Source organism: Amycolatopsis melonis, assembly GCF_040064235.1.
Classification (GTDB): Bacteria; Actinomycetota; Actinomycetes; order Mycobacteriales; family Pseudonocardiaceae; genus Amycolatopsis; species Amycolatopsis melonis.
This window is the reverse complement of the sequence record NZ_JBDZYD010000011.1, coordinates 178,354-196,375: the sequence shown is the minus strand read 5'-3', so window position 1 is coordinate 196,375 and position 18,022 is coordinate 178,354. Positions and strand designations below refer to the sequence as shown.

General features: G+C 68.8%; 20 protein-coding genes and 1 tRNA gene. 20 read left to right on the top strand and 1 reads right to left on the bottom strand.

Features of this window, described 5'->3' with window-relative positions; genetic code table 11:
* The first annotated feature begins 173 nt into the window (after positions 1 to 173).
* From ABJI51_RS28715 to ABJI51_RS28690, 6 genes are all read left to right on the top strand, one after another.
* Positions 174 to 246, top strand: a tRNA-Trp gene (locus ABJI51_RS28715).
* A gap of 26 nt (positions 247 to 272) precedes the next feature.
* Positions 273 to 713: a preprotein translocase subunit SecE gene (gene secE / locus ABJI51_RS28710; protein ID WP_348954151.1), complete on the top strand. Its 441-nt coding sequence runs from the start codon at positions 273 to 275 to the stop codon at positions 711 to 713.
* Positions 714 to 780: 67 nt separating this feature from the next.
* Positions 781 to 1,608 (top strand): transcription termination/antitermination protein NusG, encoded by an 828-nt coding sequence (gene nusG, locus ABJI51_RS28705; RefSeq protein WP_348954150.1) that lies wholly within the window; start codon positions 781 to 783, stop codon positions 1,606 to 1,608.
* Between the two features lie 75 nt (positions 1,609 to 1,683).
* Positions 1,684 to 2,121 (top strand): 50S ribosomal protein L11, encoded by a 438-nt coding sequence (gene rplK / locus ABJI51_RS28700; RefSeq protein ID WP_043781763.1) that lies wholly within the window; start codon positions 1,684 to 1,686, stop codon positions 2,119 to 2,121.
* 75 nt (positions 2,122 to 2,196) lie between these two features.
* Positions 2,197 to 2,916: a 50S ribosomal protein L1 gene (gene rplA, locus ABJI51_RS28695; RefSeq protein WP_348954149.1), complete on the top strand. Its 720-nt coding sequence runs from the start codon at positions 2,197 to 2,199 to the stop codon at positions 2,914 to 2,916.
* Positions 2,917 to 2,986: 70 nt separating this feature from the next.
* Positions 2,987 to 3,760: an alpha/beta fold hydrolase gene (locus ABJI51_RS28690; protein ID WP_348954148.1), complete on the top strand. Its 774-nt coding sequence runs from the start codon at positions 2,987 to 2,989 to the stop codon at positions 3,758 to 3,760.
* Position 3,761: 1 nt separating this feature from the next.
* On the opposite strand, the gene ABJI51_RS28685 is transcribed toward ABJI51_RS28690, so the two are convergent.
* Positions 3,762 to 4,667, bottom strand: coding sequence for a hypothetical protein (locus ABJI51_RS28685; RefSeq protein WP_348954147.1), 906 nt, complete (start codon positions 4,665 to 4,667; stop codon positions 3,762 to 3,764).
* 313 nt (positions 4,668 to 4,980) lie between these two features.
* Between ABJI51_RS28685 and rplJ the strand changes: the two genes are divergently transcribed.
* From rplJ to ABJI51_RS28615, 14 genes are all read left to right on the top strand, one after another.
* A complete protein-coding gene (gene rplJ / locus ABJI51_RS28680) occupies positions 4,981 to 5,535 on the top strand; it encodes a 50S ribosomal protein L10 (protein WP_348954146.1) in 555 nt (184 codons plus the stop codon).
* 49 nt (positions 5,536 to 5,584) lie between these two features.
* Positions 5,585 to 5,974, top strand: coding sequence for a 50S ribosomal protein L7/L12 (gene rplL, locus ABJI51_RS28675; RefSeq protein WP_348954145.1), 390 nt, complete (start codon positions 5,585 to 5,587; stop codon positions 5,972 to 5,974).
* Positions 5,975 to 6,099: 125 nt separating this feature from the next.
* Positions 6,100 to 6,249 (top strand): hypothetical protein, encoded by a 150-nt coding sequence (locus ABJI51_RS28670; RefSeq protein WP_348954144.1) that lies wholly within the window; start codon positions 6,100 to 6,102, stop codon positions 6,247 to 6,249.
* A 287-nt stretch (positions 6,250 to 6,536) separates the two neighbouring features.
* Positions 6,537 to 7,739, top strand: a complete 1,203-nt coding sequence (locus ABJI51_RS28665; RefSeq protein WP_348954143.1) for an ABC transporter ATP-binding protein — start codon at positions 6,537 to 6,539, stop codon at positions 7,737 to 7,739.
* Between the two features lie 38 nt (positions 7,740 to 7,777).
* Complete coding sequence (locus ABJI51_RS28660; protein WP_348954335.1) at positions 7,778 to 8,530, top strand: MlaE family ABC transporter permease; 753 nt, start codon at positions 7,778 to 7,780, stop codon at positions 8,528 to 8,530.
* A gap of 4 nt (positions 8,531 to 8,534) precedes the next feature.
* On the top strand, positions 8,535 to 9,371 hold the full coding sequence (locus ABJI51_RS28655) for an MlaE family ABC transporter permease (protein ID WP_072474798.1): 837 nt from the start codon (positions 8,535 to 8,537) through the stop codon (positions 9,369 to 9,371).
* Positions 9,368 to 10,693, top strand: coding sequence for an MCE family protein (locus tag ABJI51_RS28650; RefSeq protein WP_348954142.1), 1,326 nt, complete (start codon positions 9,368 to 9,370; stop codon positions 10,691 to 10,693). The genes ABJI51_RS28655 and ABJI51_RS28650 overlap by 4 nt, the downstream gene beginning before the upstream one ends.
* Positions 10,690 to 11,718 (top strand): MCE family protein, encoded by a 1,029-nt coding sequence (locus ABJI51_RS28645; protein ID WP_348954141.1) that lies wholly within the window; start codon positions 10,690 to 10,692, stop codon positions 11,716 to 11,718. The genes ABJI51_RS28650 and ABJI51_RS28645 overlap by 4 nt, the downstream gene beginning before the upstream one ends.
* Positions 11,715 to 12,701, top strand: coding sequence for an MCE family protein (locus ABJI51_RS28640; RefSeq protein ID WP_348954140.1), 987 nt, complete (start codon positions 11,715 to 11,717; stop codon positions 12,699 to 12,701). Before ABJI51_RS28645 ends, ABJI51_RS28640 begins: the two co-directional genes overlap by 4 nt.
* The gene (locus tag ABJI51_RS28635; RefSeq protein ID WP_348954139.1) at positions 12,698 to 13,882 is read left to right on the top strand and encodes an MCE family protein; all 1,185 of its coding nucleotides are present in this window, start codon (positions 12,698 to 12,700) and stop codon (positions 13,880 to 13,882) included. Before ABJI51_RS28640 ends, ABJI51_RS28635 begins: the two co-directional genes overlap by 4 nt.
* Positions 13,879 to 15,063 carry an MCE family protein gene (locus tag ABJI51_RS28630; protein WP_348954138.1) on the top strand — a complete coding sequence of 395 codons (1,185 nt, stop codon included), beginning with the start codon at positions 13,879 to 13,881 and terminating at the stop codon, positions 15,061 to 15,063. The genes ABJI51_RS28635 and ABJI51_RS28630 overlap by 4 nt, the downstream gene beginning before the upstream one ends.
* Positions 15,063 to 16,328: an MCE family protein gene (locus ABJI51_RS28625; protein WP_348954137.1), complete on the top strand. Its 1,266-nt coding sequence runs from the start codon at positions 15,063 to 15,065 to the stop codon at positions 16,326 to 16,328. Before ABJI51_RS28630 ends, ABJI51_RS28625 begins: the two co-directional genes overlap by 1 nt.
* Positions 16,329 to 16,364: 36 nt before the next feature.
* Positions 16,365 to 16,925, top strand: a complete 561-nt coding sequence (locus tag ABJI51_RS28620) for a hypothetical protein (RefSeq protein WP_348954136.1) — start codon at positions 16,365 to 16,367, stop codon at positions 16,923 to 16,925.
* Between the two features lie 64 nt (positions 16,926 to 16,989).
* On the top strand, positions 16,990 to 17,871 hold the full coding sequence (locus tag ABJI51_RS28615) for a hypothetical protein (protein WP_348954334.1): 882 nt from the start codon (positions 16,990 to 16,992) through the stop codon (positions 17,869 to 17,871).
* Positions 17,872 to 18,022 lie beyond the last annotated feature (151 nt).

Below are 18,022 nucleotides of genomic sequence, written 5' to 3'. Positions count from 1 at the left end.
GGAGGTTTTCCGCAGGCAGGCCGGGGTTCGGCGGTCGATCGGGGGGCGCGGTTGCGGGCTCTCGCGAGGCTTGCCGTAGACTTCGGGACTTGGAACGCACTACGGTCATCCCCGCCTGGATGGTGGGGATGCTGGAATGCGTCCTCCGGGGCTCCGAGCGATCGGGGTTCCACAGGGGTGTAGCTCAATTGGCAGAGCAGCGGTCTCCAAAACCGCAGGTTGCAGGTTCAAGTCCTGTCACCCCTGCGTAACGGAACTGGTGGAGCGGAGGAGTGGTCGTGAGCGACAGCGACGCCAGCGGCGGCGAGCAGGAGCAGGACGGCACCGGGCAGAAGCCCGAGAGCCCGTCCCGTCCCGTCACAGCCGCTGCTCGGCGTGAGCGCCGTGCGACCGCTCGCCCGGCGGGGAAGTCCGCGGCACGTGCGGACGACAAGACCCGCCCGGCCGGGAAGTCGGGGGAGAAGACCGCCCCCGACGCGAAGGGCGCTCCGACTCCGAAGCGGGAGCAGAAGCCGAAGAAGGCCTCCGTGTTCGCGCGGCTGGTGCGCTTCATCCGCGAGGTCTGGGCGGAGCTGCGCAAGGTCATCTGGCCCAACCGCAAGCAGATGGTCACCTACACCGCGGTCGTGCTGGTCTTCGTGGTGTTCATGGTGGCCCTGGTGAGTGGCCTGGACCTGCTGTTCAAGTGGGGCATCGGCCACATCTTCGGCTGACGCGCCCCCCGGGTGCGGTGCCGATCGGGGCCCCGGCCCCGGCAATGATCAACTGAGAGGACGGAACGTGACCTCCGACAACGGCACAGCAGCCGGTCACGACCTGACCGAGCTTTCCGACGAGCAGGTGCACGCGGCACTCGGTGACGAGGAGTCCGCGCACCTCGAGCCCGTCGACGTGTCGGACTCCGAGGTCGACGACTCCCCTTCCGACGACGACGCTTCCGCCGACGCCGTGGCCGAGGTGGCCGACGAGGCCGAGCCCGCCGCGGACGACGAGGATCCGGTCGCCAAGCTGCGCGCCGAGCTCCAGGCCGCGCCCGGCGAGTGGTACGTCGTGCACTCGTACGCCGGGTACGAGAACAAGGTCAAGACCAACCTCGAGACCCGGACCCAGACCCTGGACGTCGAGGACTACATCTTCCAGATCGAGGTCCCGACCGAAGAGGTCACCGAGATCAAGAACGGCCAGCGCAAGCAGGTGCAGCGCAAGGTGCTGCCCGGCTACATCCTGGTCCGGATGGACCTGAACGACGCCTCGTGGAGCGCGGTGCGCAACACGCCGGGTGTCACCGGGTTCGTCGGCGCCACCTCGCGGCCGTCGCCGCTGACCGTGGACGAGGTGCTGAAGTTCCTCGCGCCGCAGGTCGAGAAGGAAGCCCCGGCCAAGGCCAGCAAGGGCGAGGCCGCCGCGGCCGCGCCGCTGGGCGGCCCGGCCGTCGAGGTCGACTTCGAGGTCGGCGAGTCGGTCACGGTCATGGACGGCCCGTTCGCGACGCTGCCGGCGACGATCTCCGAGGTCAACGTCGACGGGCAGAAGCTGAAGGTCCTGGTGTCGATCTTCGGCCGGGAGACCCCGGTCGAGCTGTCGTTCAACCAGGTCTCCAAGATCTGACGGCCGGCCTTCTCGGCCGCAGTCCCCGCGTCCACGGCAGGTACGCGGGGAACGTAGTACAGGACAGGAAAAGAAATGCCACCCAAGAAGAAGAAGCTTGCGGCGATCATCAAGCTGCAGATCAAGGCGGGTGCGGCCAACCCCGCGCCGCCGGTCGGCCCGGCGCTGGGTCAGCACGGCGTCAACATCATGGAGTTCTGCAAGGCCTACAACGCCGCGACCGAGTCGCAGCGCGGGGACGTCGTCCCGGTCGAGATCTCCGTGTACGAAGACCGGTCGTTCGACTTCAAGCTGAAGACGCCGCCGGCCGCCAAGCTGCTGCTGAAGGCCGCGGGCGTGGAGAAGGGCTCCGGCGAGCCGCACAAGACCAAGGTCGCCAAGGTCACCTGGGACCAGGTCCGCGAGATCGCCAAGACCAAGGAGACCGACCTCAACGCGCACGACATCGACCAGGCCGCGAAGATCATCGCCGGCACCGCCCGCTCCATGGGCATCACGGTCGTCGACGCCTGATTTCGCTGCACCCGTGGGAGAGCCAGGGGCTGGCTCGCACCACACTGATCCACCTCGAAGTTAAGGACAGAAGAAATGCCCAAGCACAGCAAGGCTTACCGCCAGGCTGCGGAGCTCGTCGACAAGACGCGTCTGTACGCGCCGCTCGAGGCCGCGAAGCTGGCGAAGGAGACCTCCAAGACCAAGATGGACGCGACCGTCGAGGTCGCGATGCGTCTCGGTGTGGACCCCCGCAAGGCCGACCAGATGGTCCGCGGCACCGTGAACCTGCCGCACGGCACCGGTAAGACCGCCCGCGTCATCGTCTTCGCCGTCGGCGACAAGGCCGCCGAGGCCGAAGCCGCCGGCGCGGACGCGGTCGGCACCGACGAACTGATCGAGCGCATCCAGGGTGGCTGGCTCGACTTCGACGCCGCGATCGCGACGCCGGACCAGATGGCCAAGGTGGGCCGCATCGCCCGCATCCTCGGCCCGCGTGGCCTGATGCCGAACCCGAAGACCGGCACGGTGACCCCCGCGGTCGAGAAGGCCGTGAAGGACATCAAGGGCGGCAAGATCAACTTCCGCGTGGACAAGCAGGCCAACCTGCACCTCGTGATCGGCAAGGTGTCCTTCGACACCGAGAAGCTGGTCGAGAACTACGCGGCCGCGCTGGACGAGATCCTCCGCGCCAAGCCGTCGTCGGCGAAGGGCCTCTACCTCAAGAAGGTCACCTTCACCACGACCATGGGCCCGGGCATCCCGGTCGACCCGCTGCGGACCCGCAACCTCCTCGCTGAGGAAGCGGCAGTCTGAGGTTGAGATCACCAGAAAGGGCGTCCCTGCTTGCTGCGGGGGCGCCCTTTCTTCGTGTCTGATGGACATCATGCCGACTTTCGCGTCGTTCGACGGGCTCCGGTTGAACTACACGGTGTGGGAGGGCGACGACGCCCACCGCCCGGTGCTGCTGCAGCACGGCTTCGCGGCCGACACGAACGCGAACTGGATCTCCACGGGCGTCGTCGCGGCGCTGCGCAAGGCCGGCTTCACGGTGATCTCCCTGGACGCCCGCGGCCACGGCCGTTCGGAGAAGCCCCACGACGAGTCCCGCTACACCGAGAACGCGATGGCCCGCGACGTTTCGGCACTGCTGGACGAACTGGGCTTGGACGAGGTCTCGATGGTGGGCTACTCGATGGGCGCGATCATCGCGTTGGCGGCAACGGCGGCGGACAAGCGCATCCGCTGCCTGGCCACAGGCGGAGTGGGCGCGGGCATCGTCGACTTCGGCGGCGTCGACCTGCGAGTGGTGAAGCCCGCGGACATCGCGTCGGCTCTCCTGGCCGAGGACCCGTCGACGGTCCCGCCCGCGGGAGTCCCGTTCAGGCTCCTGGCCGACGCGGTGGGCGGCGACCGCAAAGCCCTGGCGGCGGTGGCCCTGGCCTCACGGGAGGGACACCTGGAACTGTCGTCGATCGGCGTGCCGACCCTGGTGCTGGCGGGAGACCAGGACCAGCTGGCAGCCGAGCCGGAGCGCCTGGCAGCGGCCATAGCGGGAGCCCGCCTGGTCCGCATCCCCGGCGACCACATGACGGCGGTGATGTCCCCGGCCTTCGCGGAGGCACTGGTGACGTTCCTCTCGGCACCGCACCCCCGCTGAGTCAGCTGGTCGGCGTGGTCGAGCCCGGAGTGCCCGAGCACACCTTCGGTCCCGCCGCGTGCCCGGTGATCAGCCACTGGCCCAGCTCGACCTTGGTCACCGTGAAGACACCCAGCGCCGGTCCGCCGCGGATGGAAAACGCGCAGGAGTCGATGGTGACGGTGTCGCCGGGCAGCGTCTCGGAAACGTACGAGGGGACGGATTCGGCGTAGTCGTTCCGGTTCTTCGGTGCCACCTGCGCGTGGATGGCCTGGACGGCTTGGCGGCAGTCGTTGTACCCGAGGTCCGCGGCGAACTTGCTTTGGATATCGATGCCCTTCGCCGTGTCGTAGGCGAACCGGCCGCAGGCATCGTCGACGCTGCCCTGGGCGATGTCCTGGTACACGAACCGCACGGCTTCGTACGGATTCTTCGAATACACGTGGTTCGTGTGGTACTTCCCGCCGCCCTCCTGGGCGAGCTGGGCGGAGGTCTTGCCTGCGTCGTTGGGGAAGAAGTGGTTGTACAGCCACGTGCCCGCGACGCCGAGGATCACGATCGCCAGCACCCAGGCGATGACCTTCTTCCCGAGCCAGGTCACCCACTTCGGCGCGCGGCGCCGCTCGGTGGGGACCAGCTGGTAGCCCGGCGGGATCGCCGGGGGCTGGGACGGCGGGGCCTGGACCACGCCGGCGTCCGGGGGTGGGGCCGGTTGGTTGCCCTGCTGGGCCTGGGTGAACTTCAGGTAGTCCTGGAACTGCTGGAACTGGCGGAACTGCTCCAGCTCCGCCGGGTCGATCGGCGGCTGCCCGGACGGCTGGGGGAGTGCTGGAGAACCGGGTGCCGGACCTCCCGGGGACGCGGGCGCGTTCGAGCCCGCCGGTTCGATGGCCGATCCCGGCTTTCCGTCATCGCGCTGCTCCGCCACGTCACCATGATGCCCTCCGGCTCGTTCCGGGGAACCCCCAGGCGCCCTAATCGCAGGTCATCGCAGGGGGTGAGTAAGCCTCCTCCGGGGGACCACGTATGATGGACGACGGTTCTACCGAAGACCGCTGGTTTTCCCCGCTTCCCGTGGGGAACGAAGGTCCCGCACTCGCCGGGCGGCCCGCGCAGGAGGAACGAGGCCGGGCACCCTTGCGTGCCCCACAACGCCCCGCGCCTGTCTGCGTGTGGGCGTTTCGTCGTCTGAGGGGCTCCTCGAACGCCAGTGGAAACACTAGCCAAGAGAGGAGGCGACCATGGCGAAGCCCGACAAGGTGGCGGCCGTCGCCGAGATCGCGGAGAGCTTCCGCAACAGCTCGGCCACCGTCGTTACCCAGTACACCGGCCTCTCCGTGTCCCAGCTGTCCCAGCTGCGCCGCGCTCTCGGCACCAGTGCCAAGTACCGGGTCGCGAAGAACACCCTCGTCAAGCGTGCCGCCGAGGATGCCGGCGTTCAGGGCCTCGAGGACCTGTTCGTCGGTGCCACCGCGATCGCCTTCGTCGAAGGTGAGCCGGTCGACGCCGCGAAGGCGCTTCGCGACTTCGCGAAGGAAAACAACGCGCTTGTCATCAAGGGCGGCTACATGGACGGCAAGGCGCTGTCCGTGGACGAGATCACCCGGATCGCCGATCTCGACAGCCGTGAGGTCCTGCTCGCCAAGGCGGCGGGCGCGTTCAAGGCGAAGCTGTCCCAGGCCGCCGCGCTGTTCCAGGCGCCGGCGTCCCAGGTCGCCCGCCTGGCTGCCGCGCTGGAGGAGAAGCAGCGCAACGCCGCCGGTACCGAAGCAGCCGAAGCACCCGCCGAGAGCTGAACCACCCCCACCCCGAACGCCTAGTTCGTTTTTCTGAGAGGAAGCCATCATGGCGAAGCTGAGCACCGCCGAGCTGATCGACGCCTTCAAGGAGCTGACCCTCCTCGAGCTGTCCGAGTTCGTGAAGGAGTTCGAGGAGACCTTCGACGTCACCGCCGCCGCCCCGGCCGCCGTCGTGGCCGCCCCGGCCGCCGGTGGCGCCGCTGCCCCGGCCGCCGAGGAGCAGGACGAGTTCGACGTCGTCCTCGAGTCCGCCGGTGACAAGAAGATCCAGGTCATCAAGGTCGTCCGCGAGGTCGTCTCGGGCCTGGGCCTGAAGGAGGCCAAGGAGCTGGTCGAGGCCGCTCCCAAGGCCCTCCTGGAGAAGGTCGACAAGGAGGCCGCCGACGCCGCCAAGGAGAAGCTCGAGGCCGCCGGCGCCAAGATCACCATCAAGTGATCCCGGGCGCGTCAGCGCCTGTGCACCACCTCGTGACGGGGCGGGTACCCACCAGGGTGCCCGCCCCGTCCGCGTTTGTAGCGCAGACGGGCCCCGCAGCGACTCCGAGGCGACGAAGGAGGCGCATGACCAGCGACCCGCACATCGAACTCCTCGCGCAGGACCTGTCCGGCCGCAGGCCCCTGCTGACCCTCTCCCCGGCCGCGGTGGCCGCGCCGGTGCTGTCGCTGCTGGTGATCGCCGCCGTCACCCTTTTCGTGGCGGTGGCCCCCTAGGAGTCGTGTCCGAATGGCCCCGAGCCCCTAAAACTGCGGTTTCGGGGCCGCCCGGCCTGCGATACTGCCCCGTTTGGACTACGGTGCTGCCAGTTGCCGATCACGGCGGGGTGACGATCAAACCGGGTCTGGCCAGACAACAAAACTGGTGAGTAACCTGTTCGCACTCAGCTCGTTGCACCTGGTTGACGCGGGTTCAGGGTGCCTACCGGCCCCCGCCCGCCACCGGCGTGGGTGGCAGGGTGTGGCAGCGGGCGCAATGACGCGGAACAGCTCCTGGAGGTGCGATGGGTGCCGAGGTGGTCATCGAAGGCCTGACCAAGTCCTTCGGTAAGCAGGCCATCTGGCGGGACGTCACGTTGACGCTCCCTCCGGGCGAGGTCTCGGCGATGCTCGGGCCGTCGGGCACCGGCAAGTCGGTGTTCCTCAAGTCGATGATCGGCCTGCTCAAGCCCGACCGCGGCCGCTGCGTCATCAACGGCGTCGACATCGTCACCTGCTCCGAGCACAAGCTGTACGAGATCCGGAAGCTCTTCGGCGTCCTGTTCCAGGACGGCGCGCTGTTCGGCTCGATGAACCTCTACGACAACGTCGCCTTCCCGCTGCGCGAGCACACGAAGAAGTCCGAGACGGAAATCCGCCGGATCGTCCTCGAAAAGCTCGACATGACAGGTCTGAACGGCGCCGACAAGAAACTGCCCGGCGAGATTTCCGGCGGTATGCGCAAGCGCGCCGGCCTCGCCCGCGCCCTGGTGCTGGACCCCGAGATCATCCTGGTCGACGAGCCGGACTCGGGCCTCGACCCGGTCCGCACCACCTACATCTCGCAGCTGTTCCTCGACGTCAACGCGCAGATCGACGCGACGTTCCTGATCGTCACGCACAACATCAACCTGGCCCGCACGGTGCCGGACAACCTGGGCATGCTCTTCCGCAAGGAACTGGTCATGTTCGGGCCGCGCGAGGTGCTGCTGACCAGCGAGGAGCCGGTCGTCAAGCAGTTCCTCAACGGCCGGATGCAGGGCCCGATCGGCATGTCCGAGGAGAAGGACAGCGCCCAGATGGCCGCCGAGCAGGCGATGTTCGAGGCCGGGCACCACGCGGGCGGCGTCGAGGACATCTCCGGCGTGCCGCCGCAGATGCAGCCGACGCCGGGCGTGCCGACCCGGATGGGTGCCGTGCGCCGCAAGGACCGCGTCATGGAGATCATGCACCGGCTGCCGCCTGCCGCGCAGGAGAGCATCATCGCCTCCCTGTCGCCGGAGGAGCAGCGCCACTACGGCGTCCACCCGCGGCGCGTCGCGCAGGCCCAGCAGCAGGCGCAGCAGCAGGTCCCGGCCGGGGCCCGCCCGCCGGTCGACGGCGTCCCGAACCAGCACCACGGGCAGCTGCCCGCCGACCAGGTGGCGCGCATCCCGGGCGGCGGGCAGCCGCCGAGACCGGCCTCGCACCGGATGCCACCCCGCGACAACGGGCCAGGTGGCCGGTGAGCTCTCCCGCAACACAGGCGAAGATCCCCGGGATCGGGATGCTCCGAGAGACCGGGAACCTGTTCGCTCTCGGCCTGGACATCGTCCGCGGCCTGTTCCAGCGCCCGTTCCAGCTGCGGGAGTTCATCCAGCAGTCGTGGTTCATCGCGAGCGTGACCATCCTGCCGACGGCTCTGGTGGCCATCCCGTTCGGCGCGGTCATCTCGCTGCAGTTCGGCTCGCTCGCCCGCCAGCTGGGCGCGCAGTCCTACACCGGCGCGGGCTCCGTGCTCGCCACCGTGCAGCAGGCCAGCCCGCTGGTCACCGCGCTGCTGGTGGCGGGCGCGGGCGGCTCCGCCGTCTGTGCCGACATCGGCGCGCGGACCATCCGCGAGGAGATCGCCGCGATGGAGGTGCTCGGCGTCTCCCCGGTGCAGCGGCTGATCGTGCCGCGCACCCTGGCGATGATGCTGGTCGCGCTGCTGCTCAACGGCATGGTCAGCGTCATCGGCGTGCTCGGCGGCTACTTCTTCAACGTCGTGCTGCAGGGCGGGACGCCGGGTGCGTACCTGGCCAGCTTCTCCGCCCTCGCGCAGCTGCCCGACCTGTGGGTCGGCGAGATCAAGGCGCTGATCTTCGGGTTCATCGCCGCCGTCGTCGCGTCCTACCGGGGCCTCAACCCCTCCGGCGGCCCGAAGGGCGTCGGGGACGCGGTGAACCAGTCGGTGGTCATCACGTTCCTGCTGCTGTTCGTCGTGAACTTCGTGATCACCCTGATCTACCTGCAGATCGTGCCCGGAAAGCTGGACTAGCGCCATGACGTTCCTCCAGGGCGCGAAACGCGTCGCCAACCGTCCTTTGCAGACACTGGACACCCTCGGTGACCAGATGTCGTTCTACGGCAGGGCACTGCTGTGGACCCCGCGGACCATCCGCCGCTACACCAAGGAGGTGCTGCGGCTGCTGGCCGAGGTGAGCTTCGGTTCCGGCTCGCTGGCGGTCATCGGCGGCACGGTCGGCGTGATGGTCGGCCTGACGCTGTTCACCGGTGTCCTCGTCGGCCTCCAGGGCTACTCGGCGCTGAACTCGATCGGGACGTCGGCCTTCACCGGCTTCCTGACCGCGTTCTTCAACACCCGCGAGATCGCCCCGCTGGTCGCCGGGCTGGCGCTGTCGGCAACGGTCGGCGCCGGGTTCACCGCCCAGCTCGGCGCGATGCGGATCTCCGAGGAGATCGACGCGCTCGAGGTCATGGGCGTGCCGAGCCTGCCGTACCTGGTGACGACGCGGATCATCGCCGGGTTCGTCGCGGTCATCCCGCTCTACATCATCGGCCTGCTCAGCTCGTACCTCGCCTCACGGCTGGTCGTCATCTACATCTACGGCCAGTCGGCGGGGACCTACGACCATTACTTCGATCTGTTCCTGCCACCGCAGGACGTGTTGTATTCGTTCATCAAGGTGCTGTTGTTCAGCGTCTTGATCATCCTGTCGCACTGCTACTTCGGCTACCGGGCCACCGGTGGCCCGGCCGGGGTCGGCGTCGCGGTCGGCAAGGCCGTGCGCCTGTCCATCGTCACGGTGTCGATCATGAACTTCTTCATCGGGTTCGCCATCTGGGGAACCGACGTCACGGTAAGGATCGCGGGATGAGGACGCTCCGTCGCAGGCTGCTCGGCCTGCTGCTCATCGCCGTGCTGGTCGGCGGGGTGGCGCTGTCCATCGCGCTCTACGACAAGGCGTTCACGCCGGTCGTCACGGTCAAGCTGGAGGCCGACAAGATCGGCAACCAGCTGCTCAAGCAGTCCGACGTCAAGGTGCGCGGCCTGATCGTCGGCTCGGTCTCCGACATCACCGCCACCGCGGAGGGCGCCGAGCTGACGCTCGCGCTCAAGCCGGAGTCGGCGAAGCTGATCCCGGCGAACGTCTCGGCGCGGTTCCTGCCGAAGACGCTCTTCGGCGAGCGGTTCGTGTCGCTGGAGATCCCGGACCAGCCGTCGGCGAAGACACTGAGCAGCGGGGACGTCATCCCGCAGGACCGCACGACCAACGCGGTCGAGCTGGAGCAGGCGTTCGCGCACCTGATGCCGGTGCTGCAGGCGGTCCAGCCGCAGAAGCTGTCGGCGACGCTCACCGCGATCTCCACCGCGCTGCAGGGCCGCGGCGACCAGCTCGGCGACACGCTGTCCCAGCTGGGCACCTACATCGGCGAGCTGAACCCGCACGAGCCGGAGCTGCAGCACAACCTCAAGGCGCTCGCGGAGTTCTCCGACCACCTCAAGGACGCGGCGCCGGACCTGGTGCAGAGCCTGGACAACCTGAGCACGACGACCCGGACCGTGGTCGACGAGCGGCAGAACCTGGCGAACCTCTACGGCAGCCTGACCCAGGCCTCGGTGGACCTGCAGACGTTCCTGCAGAACAACCGGGACAACATCATCGCCCTCGCCGGCACCGCGCGCCCGACGGCCGAGCTGCTGGCGAAGTACGCGCCGGAGTACCCCTGCGTGATCTCCCAGATGGCCGACAACGTCCCGCTCATCGACCAGGCGCTGGGCAAGGGCACCGACAAGCCCGGCCTGCACGCGACGATCGAGATCGTCGTGCCGCGCGCGCCGTACCAGGCGGGCAAGGAAGAGCCGCGGTTCGACGACAAGCGCGGCCCGCGCTGCTACGGCATCAAGGACGTCCCGAAGCCGTTCCCGTCCGAGCCGCCGGACGGCGCGTTCAAGGACGGCACGAAGCACCAGGCCGCGCCGAAGAGCGTCGGCGAGGGGCTCAACCCGGCCAAGTTCAAGGCCGACGCGGCGGGCAACGGCGCGGCAGGCGGTGACCTGGCGTACTCGACGGCGGAACAGGGCTTCCTGGCCGACCTGCTGGGCCCGCAGCTGGGCATGAACGCCGCGGACGTGCCGGGCTGGAGCGCCCTGCTCGTCGGCCCGCTCTACCGCGGTGCGGAGGTGACGGTCCGATGAGGGGACTGCTCGCACCGCTGATCAAGCTCGGCATCTTCGTGGTCGTGACCGTGCTGTTCACGACGATCCTCGGGATCAGCATCGCCAACATCAACACCACCAGCACCAACGCCTACAAGGCCCGCTTCACCGACGCGACGCTGCTGCTGCCCAACGACGACGTCCGCATCGCCGGCGTCCGCGTCGGGCAGGTCAAGGACGTGCGCATCGTCGACAAGCGGCAGGCGGAGGTCGAGTTCGAGGTCGACGCCGGCCGGACGCTGCCTGCCGGGGTGACCGCGCAGATCAAGTTCCGCAACCTGGTCGGCCAGCGCTACGTCTCCCTCGGCGAGGGCGACGACACCTCGGGCAAGACGCTGGCGCCCGGCGGCACGATCCCGCTGGAGCGGACCACGCCGGCACTGGACCTGACCGAGCTGTTCAACGGCTTCAAGCCGCTGTTCACCGCGCTCAACCCCGACGACGTCAACAAGCTGTCGTACGAGGTCATCCAGGTCCTGCAGGGCGAGGGCGGCACCATCGAGAGCCTGCTGTCGCACACCGCGTCGCTGGCCACCACGATCGCCGACAAGGACAAGGTGATCGGCGAGGTCATCGACAACCTGAACTCGGTGCTCGACACGGTCAACGCGCACACCCCGCAGCTGAGCGACCTGATCGTCAAGCTGCAGCAGCTGGTGTCCGGGCTGGCCGCCGACCGCAAGCCGATCGGCGACGCGATCGAAAGCCTCGGCAACCTGGCCCAGACGACGTCCGGGCTGCTGGGCGAGGTCCGCGAGCCGCTGAAGAACGACATCGGCGCGCTCGGGAACCTCACGCAGCAGCTCAACAAGAACGAGCCGGAGCTGGAGCACTTCATCCAGTTCCTGCCGACCAAGGTGAGCACGCTGACCCGCACCGCGGACTACGGCTCCTGGTTCAACTTCTACGCCTGTGAGTTCTCCGGGAGCGTGAGCTTGCCGCCACTGATCAACGACGTCGCCCTGCCCCTGCTGCCGGCGAACCGGGCGAGGTGCTCCGGATGAAGTCGTTCCAGAGCCGCAACCCCGTGCCGATCGCGGTTGTCGGCATCGCCGTCCTCGCGCTCGGCTTCATCGCCGCGCTCAACTCCGACGACCTGCCGGTGATCGGCGGCGGCACCACGTACTCCGCCGAGTTCAGCGAGGCTTCCGGGCTGCAGAAGGACAACGACGTCCGGATCGCCGGGGTCAAGGTCGGCAAGGTCAGCGACATCGAGCTCGACGGCGCGTCGGTCAAGGTGTCGTTCAAGGTCAAGGACGCCTGGCTGGGCGACCGGACCAGCGCCGCGATCAAGATCAAGACGCTGCTCGGCCAGAAGTACCTGTCGCTGGACCCGCAGGGCCAGAGCGCGCTCGACCCGGGCACCGCGATCCCGCGCGACCGCACGATGGCCCCCTACGACGTGCTCGACGCGTTCCGCGGGCTCTCGCAGACCGTCGACAACATCGACACCAAGCAGCTCGCCCAGAGCTTCGACACGATCTCGCAGACGTTCGCCAACACGCCCGAGGACGTGAAGGGCGCGCTGTCGGGGCTGTCGAAGCTGTCGGACACGATCGCCTCGCGCGACCAGCAGCTGTCCACCCTGCTGGCCAACACCCGCGAGGTGTCGCAGACGCTGGTCGACCGCGACGCCGAGGTGCAGAAGCTGCTCACCGACGGCAACAAGCTGCTCGACGAGCTGGCCAAGCGCGAAGAGGCGATCACCGCGCTGCTCGACGGTTCCCGCGAGCTGGCGACCCAGCTGCAGGGCCTGATCGACGACAACTCCAAGCAGCTCGACCCGGTGCTGGCCCAGCTCGACCAGCTGACCTCGATGCTGCAGCGCAACCAGGACTCGCTGGCCGAGGGCATCCGGAAGTTCGCCCCGTTCATCCGGGTCTTCACCAACACCATCGGCAACGGGCGCTGGTTCGACAACTACATCTGCGGCCTGCTGCTGCCGTCGATGGGCCCGATCAACGAAGAGGGGTGCTACACGAAATGAGTGACACCCGCTTCGGGCAGGCCCTGACCAGGGGCTTCACCATCGCGATCGTGCTCGCGCTCGTCGTCGCCGGCGGGATCTGGTGGACCCTCAAGGACGCCGGCCGCAACCACCTGACCGCGTACTTCGCCGGCGCTGTCGGCCTGTACGAGGGCAACAGCGTCCGCATGCTCGGCGTCGACATGGGCACGGTCACCAAGATCACGCCGATGGGCAACCAGGTGAAGGTCGACTTCGAGTACGACCGCTCGGTGCCCGTCCCGGCCGACGCGAAGGCGCTCATCGTGGCGCCGTCGCTGGTGTCCGACCGGTACGTCCAGCTGGCCCCGGCCTACACCGGCGGCCCGCGGATCTCCGACGGCGCGGTCATCGGCCTCGACCGCACCGAGGTGCCCCTGGAGGTCGACCAGCTGGCCGCCAGCCTGGCGCGGGTCAGCGAGACCCTCGGCCCGAACGGCGCCAACAAGACCGGGTCGCTGTCGAACCTGCTGAACACCGCGGCGGCCAACGTCGACGGCAACGGCAAGGCCCTGCACGACACGATCACCAAGCTCGGCCAGGCCGCCGGGACGCTGGCGGGCAACAAGGACGACCTGTTCTCCACGGTGGAGAACCTCGGCAAGTTCTCGCAGACGCTGGCCGATTCCGACAAGCAGGTCCGCAGCTTCGAAAGCCAGCTCGCCGACGTCAGCGGCTACCTGGCGTCCGAAAAGGACAATCTGGCCGCCACGGTGCGGCAGCTGGGCACGACGCTGACCGCGGTGCAGGCGTTCATCGACCAGAACCACGACCGGCTCAAGTCCAATGTGGACAAGCTGGCCGGCATCACCAAGGTCCTCGTCGACCAGCGCAGCTCGCTCGCCGAGATCCTCGACGTCGCCCCGGTCGGCCTGAGCAACCTGGTCAACACCTACAACGGCGCGTCCGGCACGCTCGACGCCCGGCCGAACCTCAACGAGCTGACCCAGCCGCCGCTGGTGATGATCTGCCGGCTGCTCAAGCAGACCCCGGACGCCCTCGACGCGCTCGGCAACATCTGCGAGGGCATCGCCGGCGTGGTCGACGGGCTGATCCCGCTGCCGTCGGTGGCGCAGACCGTCCAGGCCCTGCAGTCCGGCAAGCTGCCGCCGCTGCCCCTGCCCGTCGCCGGGCAGCTCTACGGCTCGGGAGGTGGCCAGTGAGGAAACTCCTGACCGTCGGGACGCTCGCGACGGCGTCGGCGCTGCTGCTGTCCGGCTGCGCGTTCAAGGGCATCTACGACCTGCCGCTGCCCGGCGGCGCCGACCTCGGCGACCACCCGTACACGGTGAACGTCGAGTTCCGCGACGTGCTCGACCTGACCCCGCAGGCCGGGGTGAAGGTCAACGAGGTGCCGGTCGGCCGGGTCGAGAACGTCGGGCTCACCAAGGACGGCTGGCACGCGCTGGTCACGCTGAAGGTCAACGGCAACGTCAAGCTGCCTGCCAACGCGCTGGCCAATGTGAAGCAGTCGAGCCTGCTGGGCGAGAAGTACGTCGAGCTGGCCTCGCCGGGCGACGACCAGGCCCAGGGCAAGCTCGCCGACAACGCGACCATCCCGCTGGCCCGCACCAACCGCAGCGTCGAGGTCGAGGAACTGCTCGGCGCGCTGTCGCTGCTGCTCAACGGCGGTGGCGTCGACCAGCTCAACACCATCACCAAGGAACTCAACAACGCCACGTCCGGCCGCGAGCCCGACATCAAGGCGTTGCTGGACAACGCGAACCAGCTCGTCACGAACCTCGACAAGCAGTCGCAGAACATCACCCGCGCCATCGACGGGCTGAACCGGCTGTCCTCGACACTGAAGGACCAGAAGGACAAGCTGGTCGGCGCGGTCGACAACCTCGGGCCCGGGCTCGGCGTGCTGGAGCAGCAGCGCGGCCAGCTGGTCACCATGCTGCAGGCGCTGGACAACCTCTCCGGCGTCGCCACCGACACGATCAACCGGTCGCAGAAGGACCTCGTCGCCGACCTCAAGGCGCTGACGCCGACGTTGCAGAAGCTCGGCGAGGCGGGCAACGACCTGCCGAAGGCCCTGCAGATCCTGCTGACGTTCCCGTTCAGCGACCAGGCCGTCAACGACGTCAAGGGCGACTACTTCAACCTGTTCGCGAAGGTGGACCTGAACCTGAAGACCATCGTCGAGAACCTGGGCAACAGCAGGCAGAACGCCCTTTCCGGGCAGCTCCCGCTGGCCGGCCTCACCGGCGGGGTCGAGGGCACGCCCGCCAACCAGCCGCCGCCGCTGCCGATCCCGGGCGCCACCGGGCAGCAGCCGTCCGGGTCGTCGCAGCCGGGGCTGGGCAACCTCTTCGGTCTTCTCTCGGGAGGTGCGGGCTGATGCTGGTCCGGAAGACGAAGATCCAGCTGGTCGCCTTCGCGGTGATCTCGGTCGTCGCGATCGTGTACGCGCTGATCCGGTTCGCCGGGCTCGGCAGCGTGTTCGGCAACGACGGCTACACGGTCAAGCTGCAGCTCAACGAGTCCGGCGGCATCTTCACCGGCTCCGAAGTCACCTACCGCGGCTACAACATCGGCCGGGTCGGCGAGCTGCGGCTGACCAAGACCGGGCTCGAAGCCGACCTGAACATCGACCCGTCGGCGCCCCAGGTGCCCGCGGACCTCGACGCCGTCGTCGCCAACCGGTCGGCGGTCGGCGAGCAGTACGTCGACCTGCGGCCCAAGGCCGACAAGGGCCCGTACCTGGCGGCGGGCTCGGTCATCCCGGCCACCAAGACGACCACCCCGGTCAGCACCGACCGGCTGATCGGCGACCTCGACTCGCTCGCGGCGTCGGTCCCGGTCGACTCGCTGCGCACGGTCGTCGACGAGTCCTACGACGCGTTCCGCGGCACCGGCGGCGACCTGCAGAAGCTGCTGGACACCGCGCGCAGCTTCACCGGCACCGCGCAGGAGTACCTGCCGCAGACCATCCAGCTGCTCGACGCGGGCGGCAAGGTGCTGGACACGCAGAACCACGAGGCCGCGAACTTCGCGTCGTTCAGCAAGAGCCTCAACGAGCTGACCGGCACGCTGAAGAACTCCGACGGCGACCTGCGCAAGCTCATCGGCATCACGCCGCAGGTGGCGTCGCAGATCAGCCAGGTGCTGCAGGAGTCGGGGCCGGGGCTGGGTGCGCTGACGGCGAACCTGCTGACCACGGCCAACCTGACCGTGACCCGGCTCGACGGCATCGAGCAGGGCCTGGTGACGTACCCGGCGCTGTCCGCCGCGGCGAGCAGCGTCGCCCCCGGCGACGGGACCGCGCACCTCGGCCTGGTGCTCAACCTGTTCAACCCGCCGTCCTGCACGAAGGGCTACATCCCGTACTCGCAGTTCCGCACCGGAAACGACCTGACCCCGCGGCCGGCGAAGGACGACGCGTACTGTGCCGAACCGAAGGGCAGCCCGATCAACGTGCGCGGAGCGCAGAACGCGCCGTACGGCGGGGTGCCGGTCGCGCCGTCCGACGCGGACGTCGCGGCGAACGCGAACCGGCCGGCGGAGGAGCTGGCCGAGGAGCGGAACACCCGGGGTGTCCCGGGCATCGTCGGCAGCCCCGGCGTCAGCCTGAACAGCCTGGGCTCGCTGCTCGGCCTGTCCTGACACCGATTTGATGACCGTTACCTACTCTGGAGTGCTATGAGTTCGGACGAGCCCGCCGCGGCGGCTTCCCCGGTCGCCGGTGAGCGGTCGTCGCGCATCCTGGTGCTCGGCGCCGCGGCGCTGGCGCTGGCCGCGCTGATCTCGGCGGCGATCTTCGGGATCATGTGGTGGGCGGCCGCGTCCGACGACAACGCCGAGCTGGCCGCCTCGCGCGAAGCCGTGGTCAAGGCGGGTACCAACGCGCTGAAGGCGTACACGGAGGTCGACTACAACGACCTCGACGGCTTCTTCGCGCGGCAGAAGGCCGTGTCGGACGACAAGATGGCGCAGCAGATCGACCAGTCGGCGCCGACGTTCCGCAAGGCACTCGCCGACGCCAAGACGAAGGTCACCACGGACGTCCAGGACATCGCCGTCGAAGAGCTGGACGACCACGAAGGCAAGGCCAGCTTCCTCGCCGCCATCGCCACGACCGTCACGCAGGGGGACAAGAGCAGCGCGAAGCCGCTGCGCCTCGAAGTGTCGATGACCCGCGTGGGCGACGAGTGGAAGCTGTCGGGCATCGACAGCGTCCCGCTCGTCGCGGCCGGCCAGTAGCGTCACCCAGAAGGAGCCCGTAGTGCCCCCCTCCCGCCGCTCTTCGCCGTCGCGCCGCCCCCGCGTGGCGGGCCTGCGCAAGCCGAACGAGTCCACCGCCGAGCGGACCGGCCAGTTCCCGGCGGTGCAGCCGCCTGCCGAGCGCAAGCCGCGGCCGCGGCCGGTTCCGCGTCCGATGCCGCGTCCTGCTGCTGCTCCTTCTCCTGCCTCTGTGGATCCTGCCGAGGACACGGCGGTTTTCGAGGCTGTCGAGGAATCTGCTGCTCCCGAGCGTCCGGCACCGCGGCAGAAGAAGCGGGACACCGGGGTCGCGAAGCCGACGGAGGAGCCCGAGGTTCAGTCGTCGTCGGAGCCGGTCTCGCGGGTGCCGAGGCCGTACCTGGTGGCGGGCGCGCTGGTGCTGGTGGCGCTGGTCCTCGGCGGGCTGGCGGTCTGGTTCAAGACCGAGGAGTCCAAGATCTCGTCGGCGACGAGCAACACGGCCCTGCTGGACGTGGCGAAGACGGCCCAGGTGAAGGACGCGGTGTCGAAGGCGGCGGAGGCGCTGTTTTCCTACGACTTCAACAACATCAAGAAGACCGAGGACGCGGCGAACGACCTGCTGGCCAACGACGAGGTCAAGGCGAAGTACAACTCGCTGATGGGCGAGGTGAAGAGGCTGGCCCCGCAGCAGAAGATGATCGTGACGTGCAAGGTGACCCGCGCGGCGGTGATCATGCTGAACGGTGACCTGGCCAAGGTGATGGTGTTCGTCGACCAGACGTCAACCCGAACGGACACGAAGAAGACAACGGCGGGGACGGCCCAGCTGCACTTGAACGCCCAGCTGCAGGGCGACAAGTGGAAGATCACGGACATGGACACGTACAACGCGCCGAAGATCCCGGCGGCGGCCCCTTCGTCTTCGGCTCCGGCGCCGTCTCCGTCACCGTCTCCGTCGAAGTAGCTTCCCCACCGGCCAGGGCGGAGCAGACGGCACAGCGGCTGAGCGGCGGCCCGACCTGCGCACCACAGCGTCCGCGTCCATCGGCGGACAGCAGGTGGAGCCGGTCGGGGCGCAGGTGCCCCGGTCGCCAGTCGGAGGTCATGGGGTCACG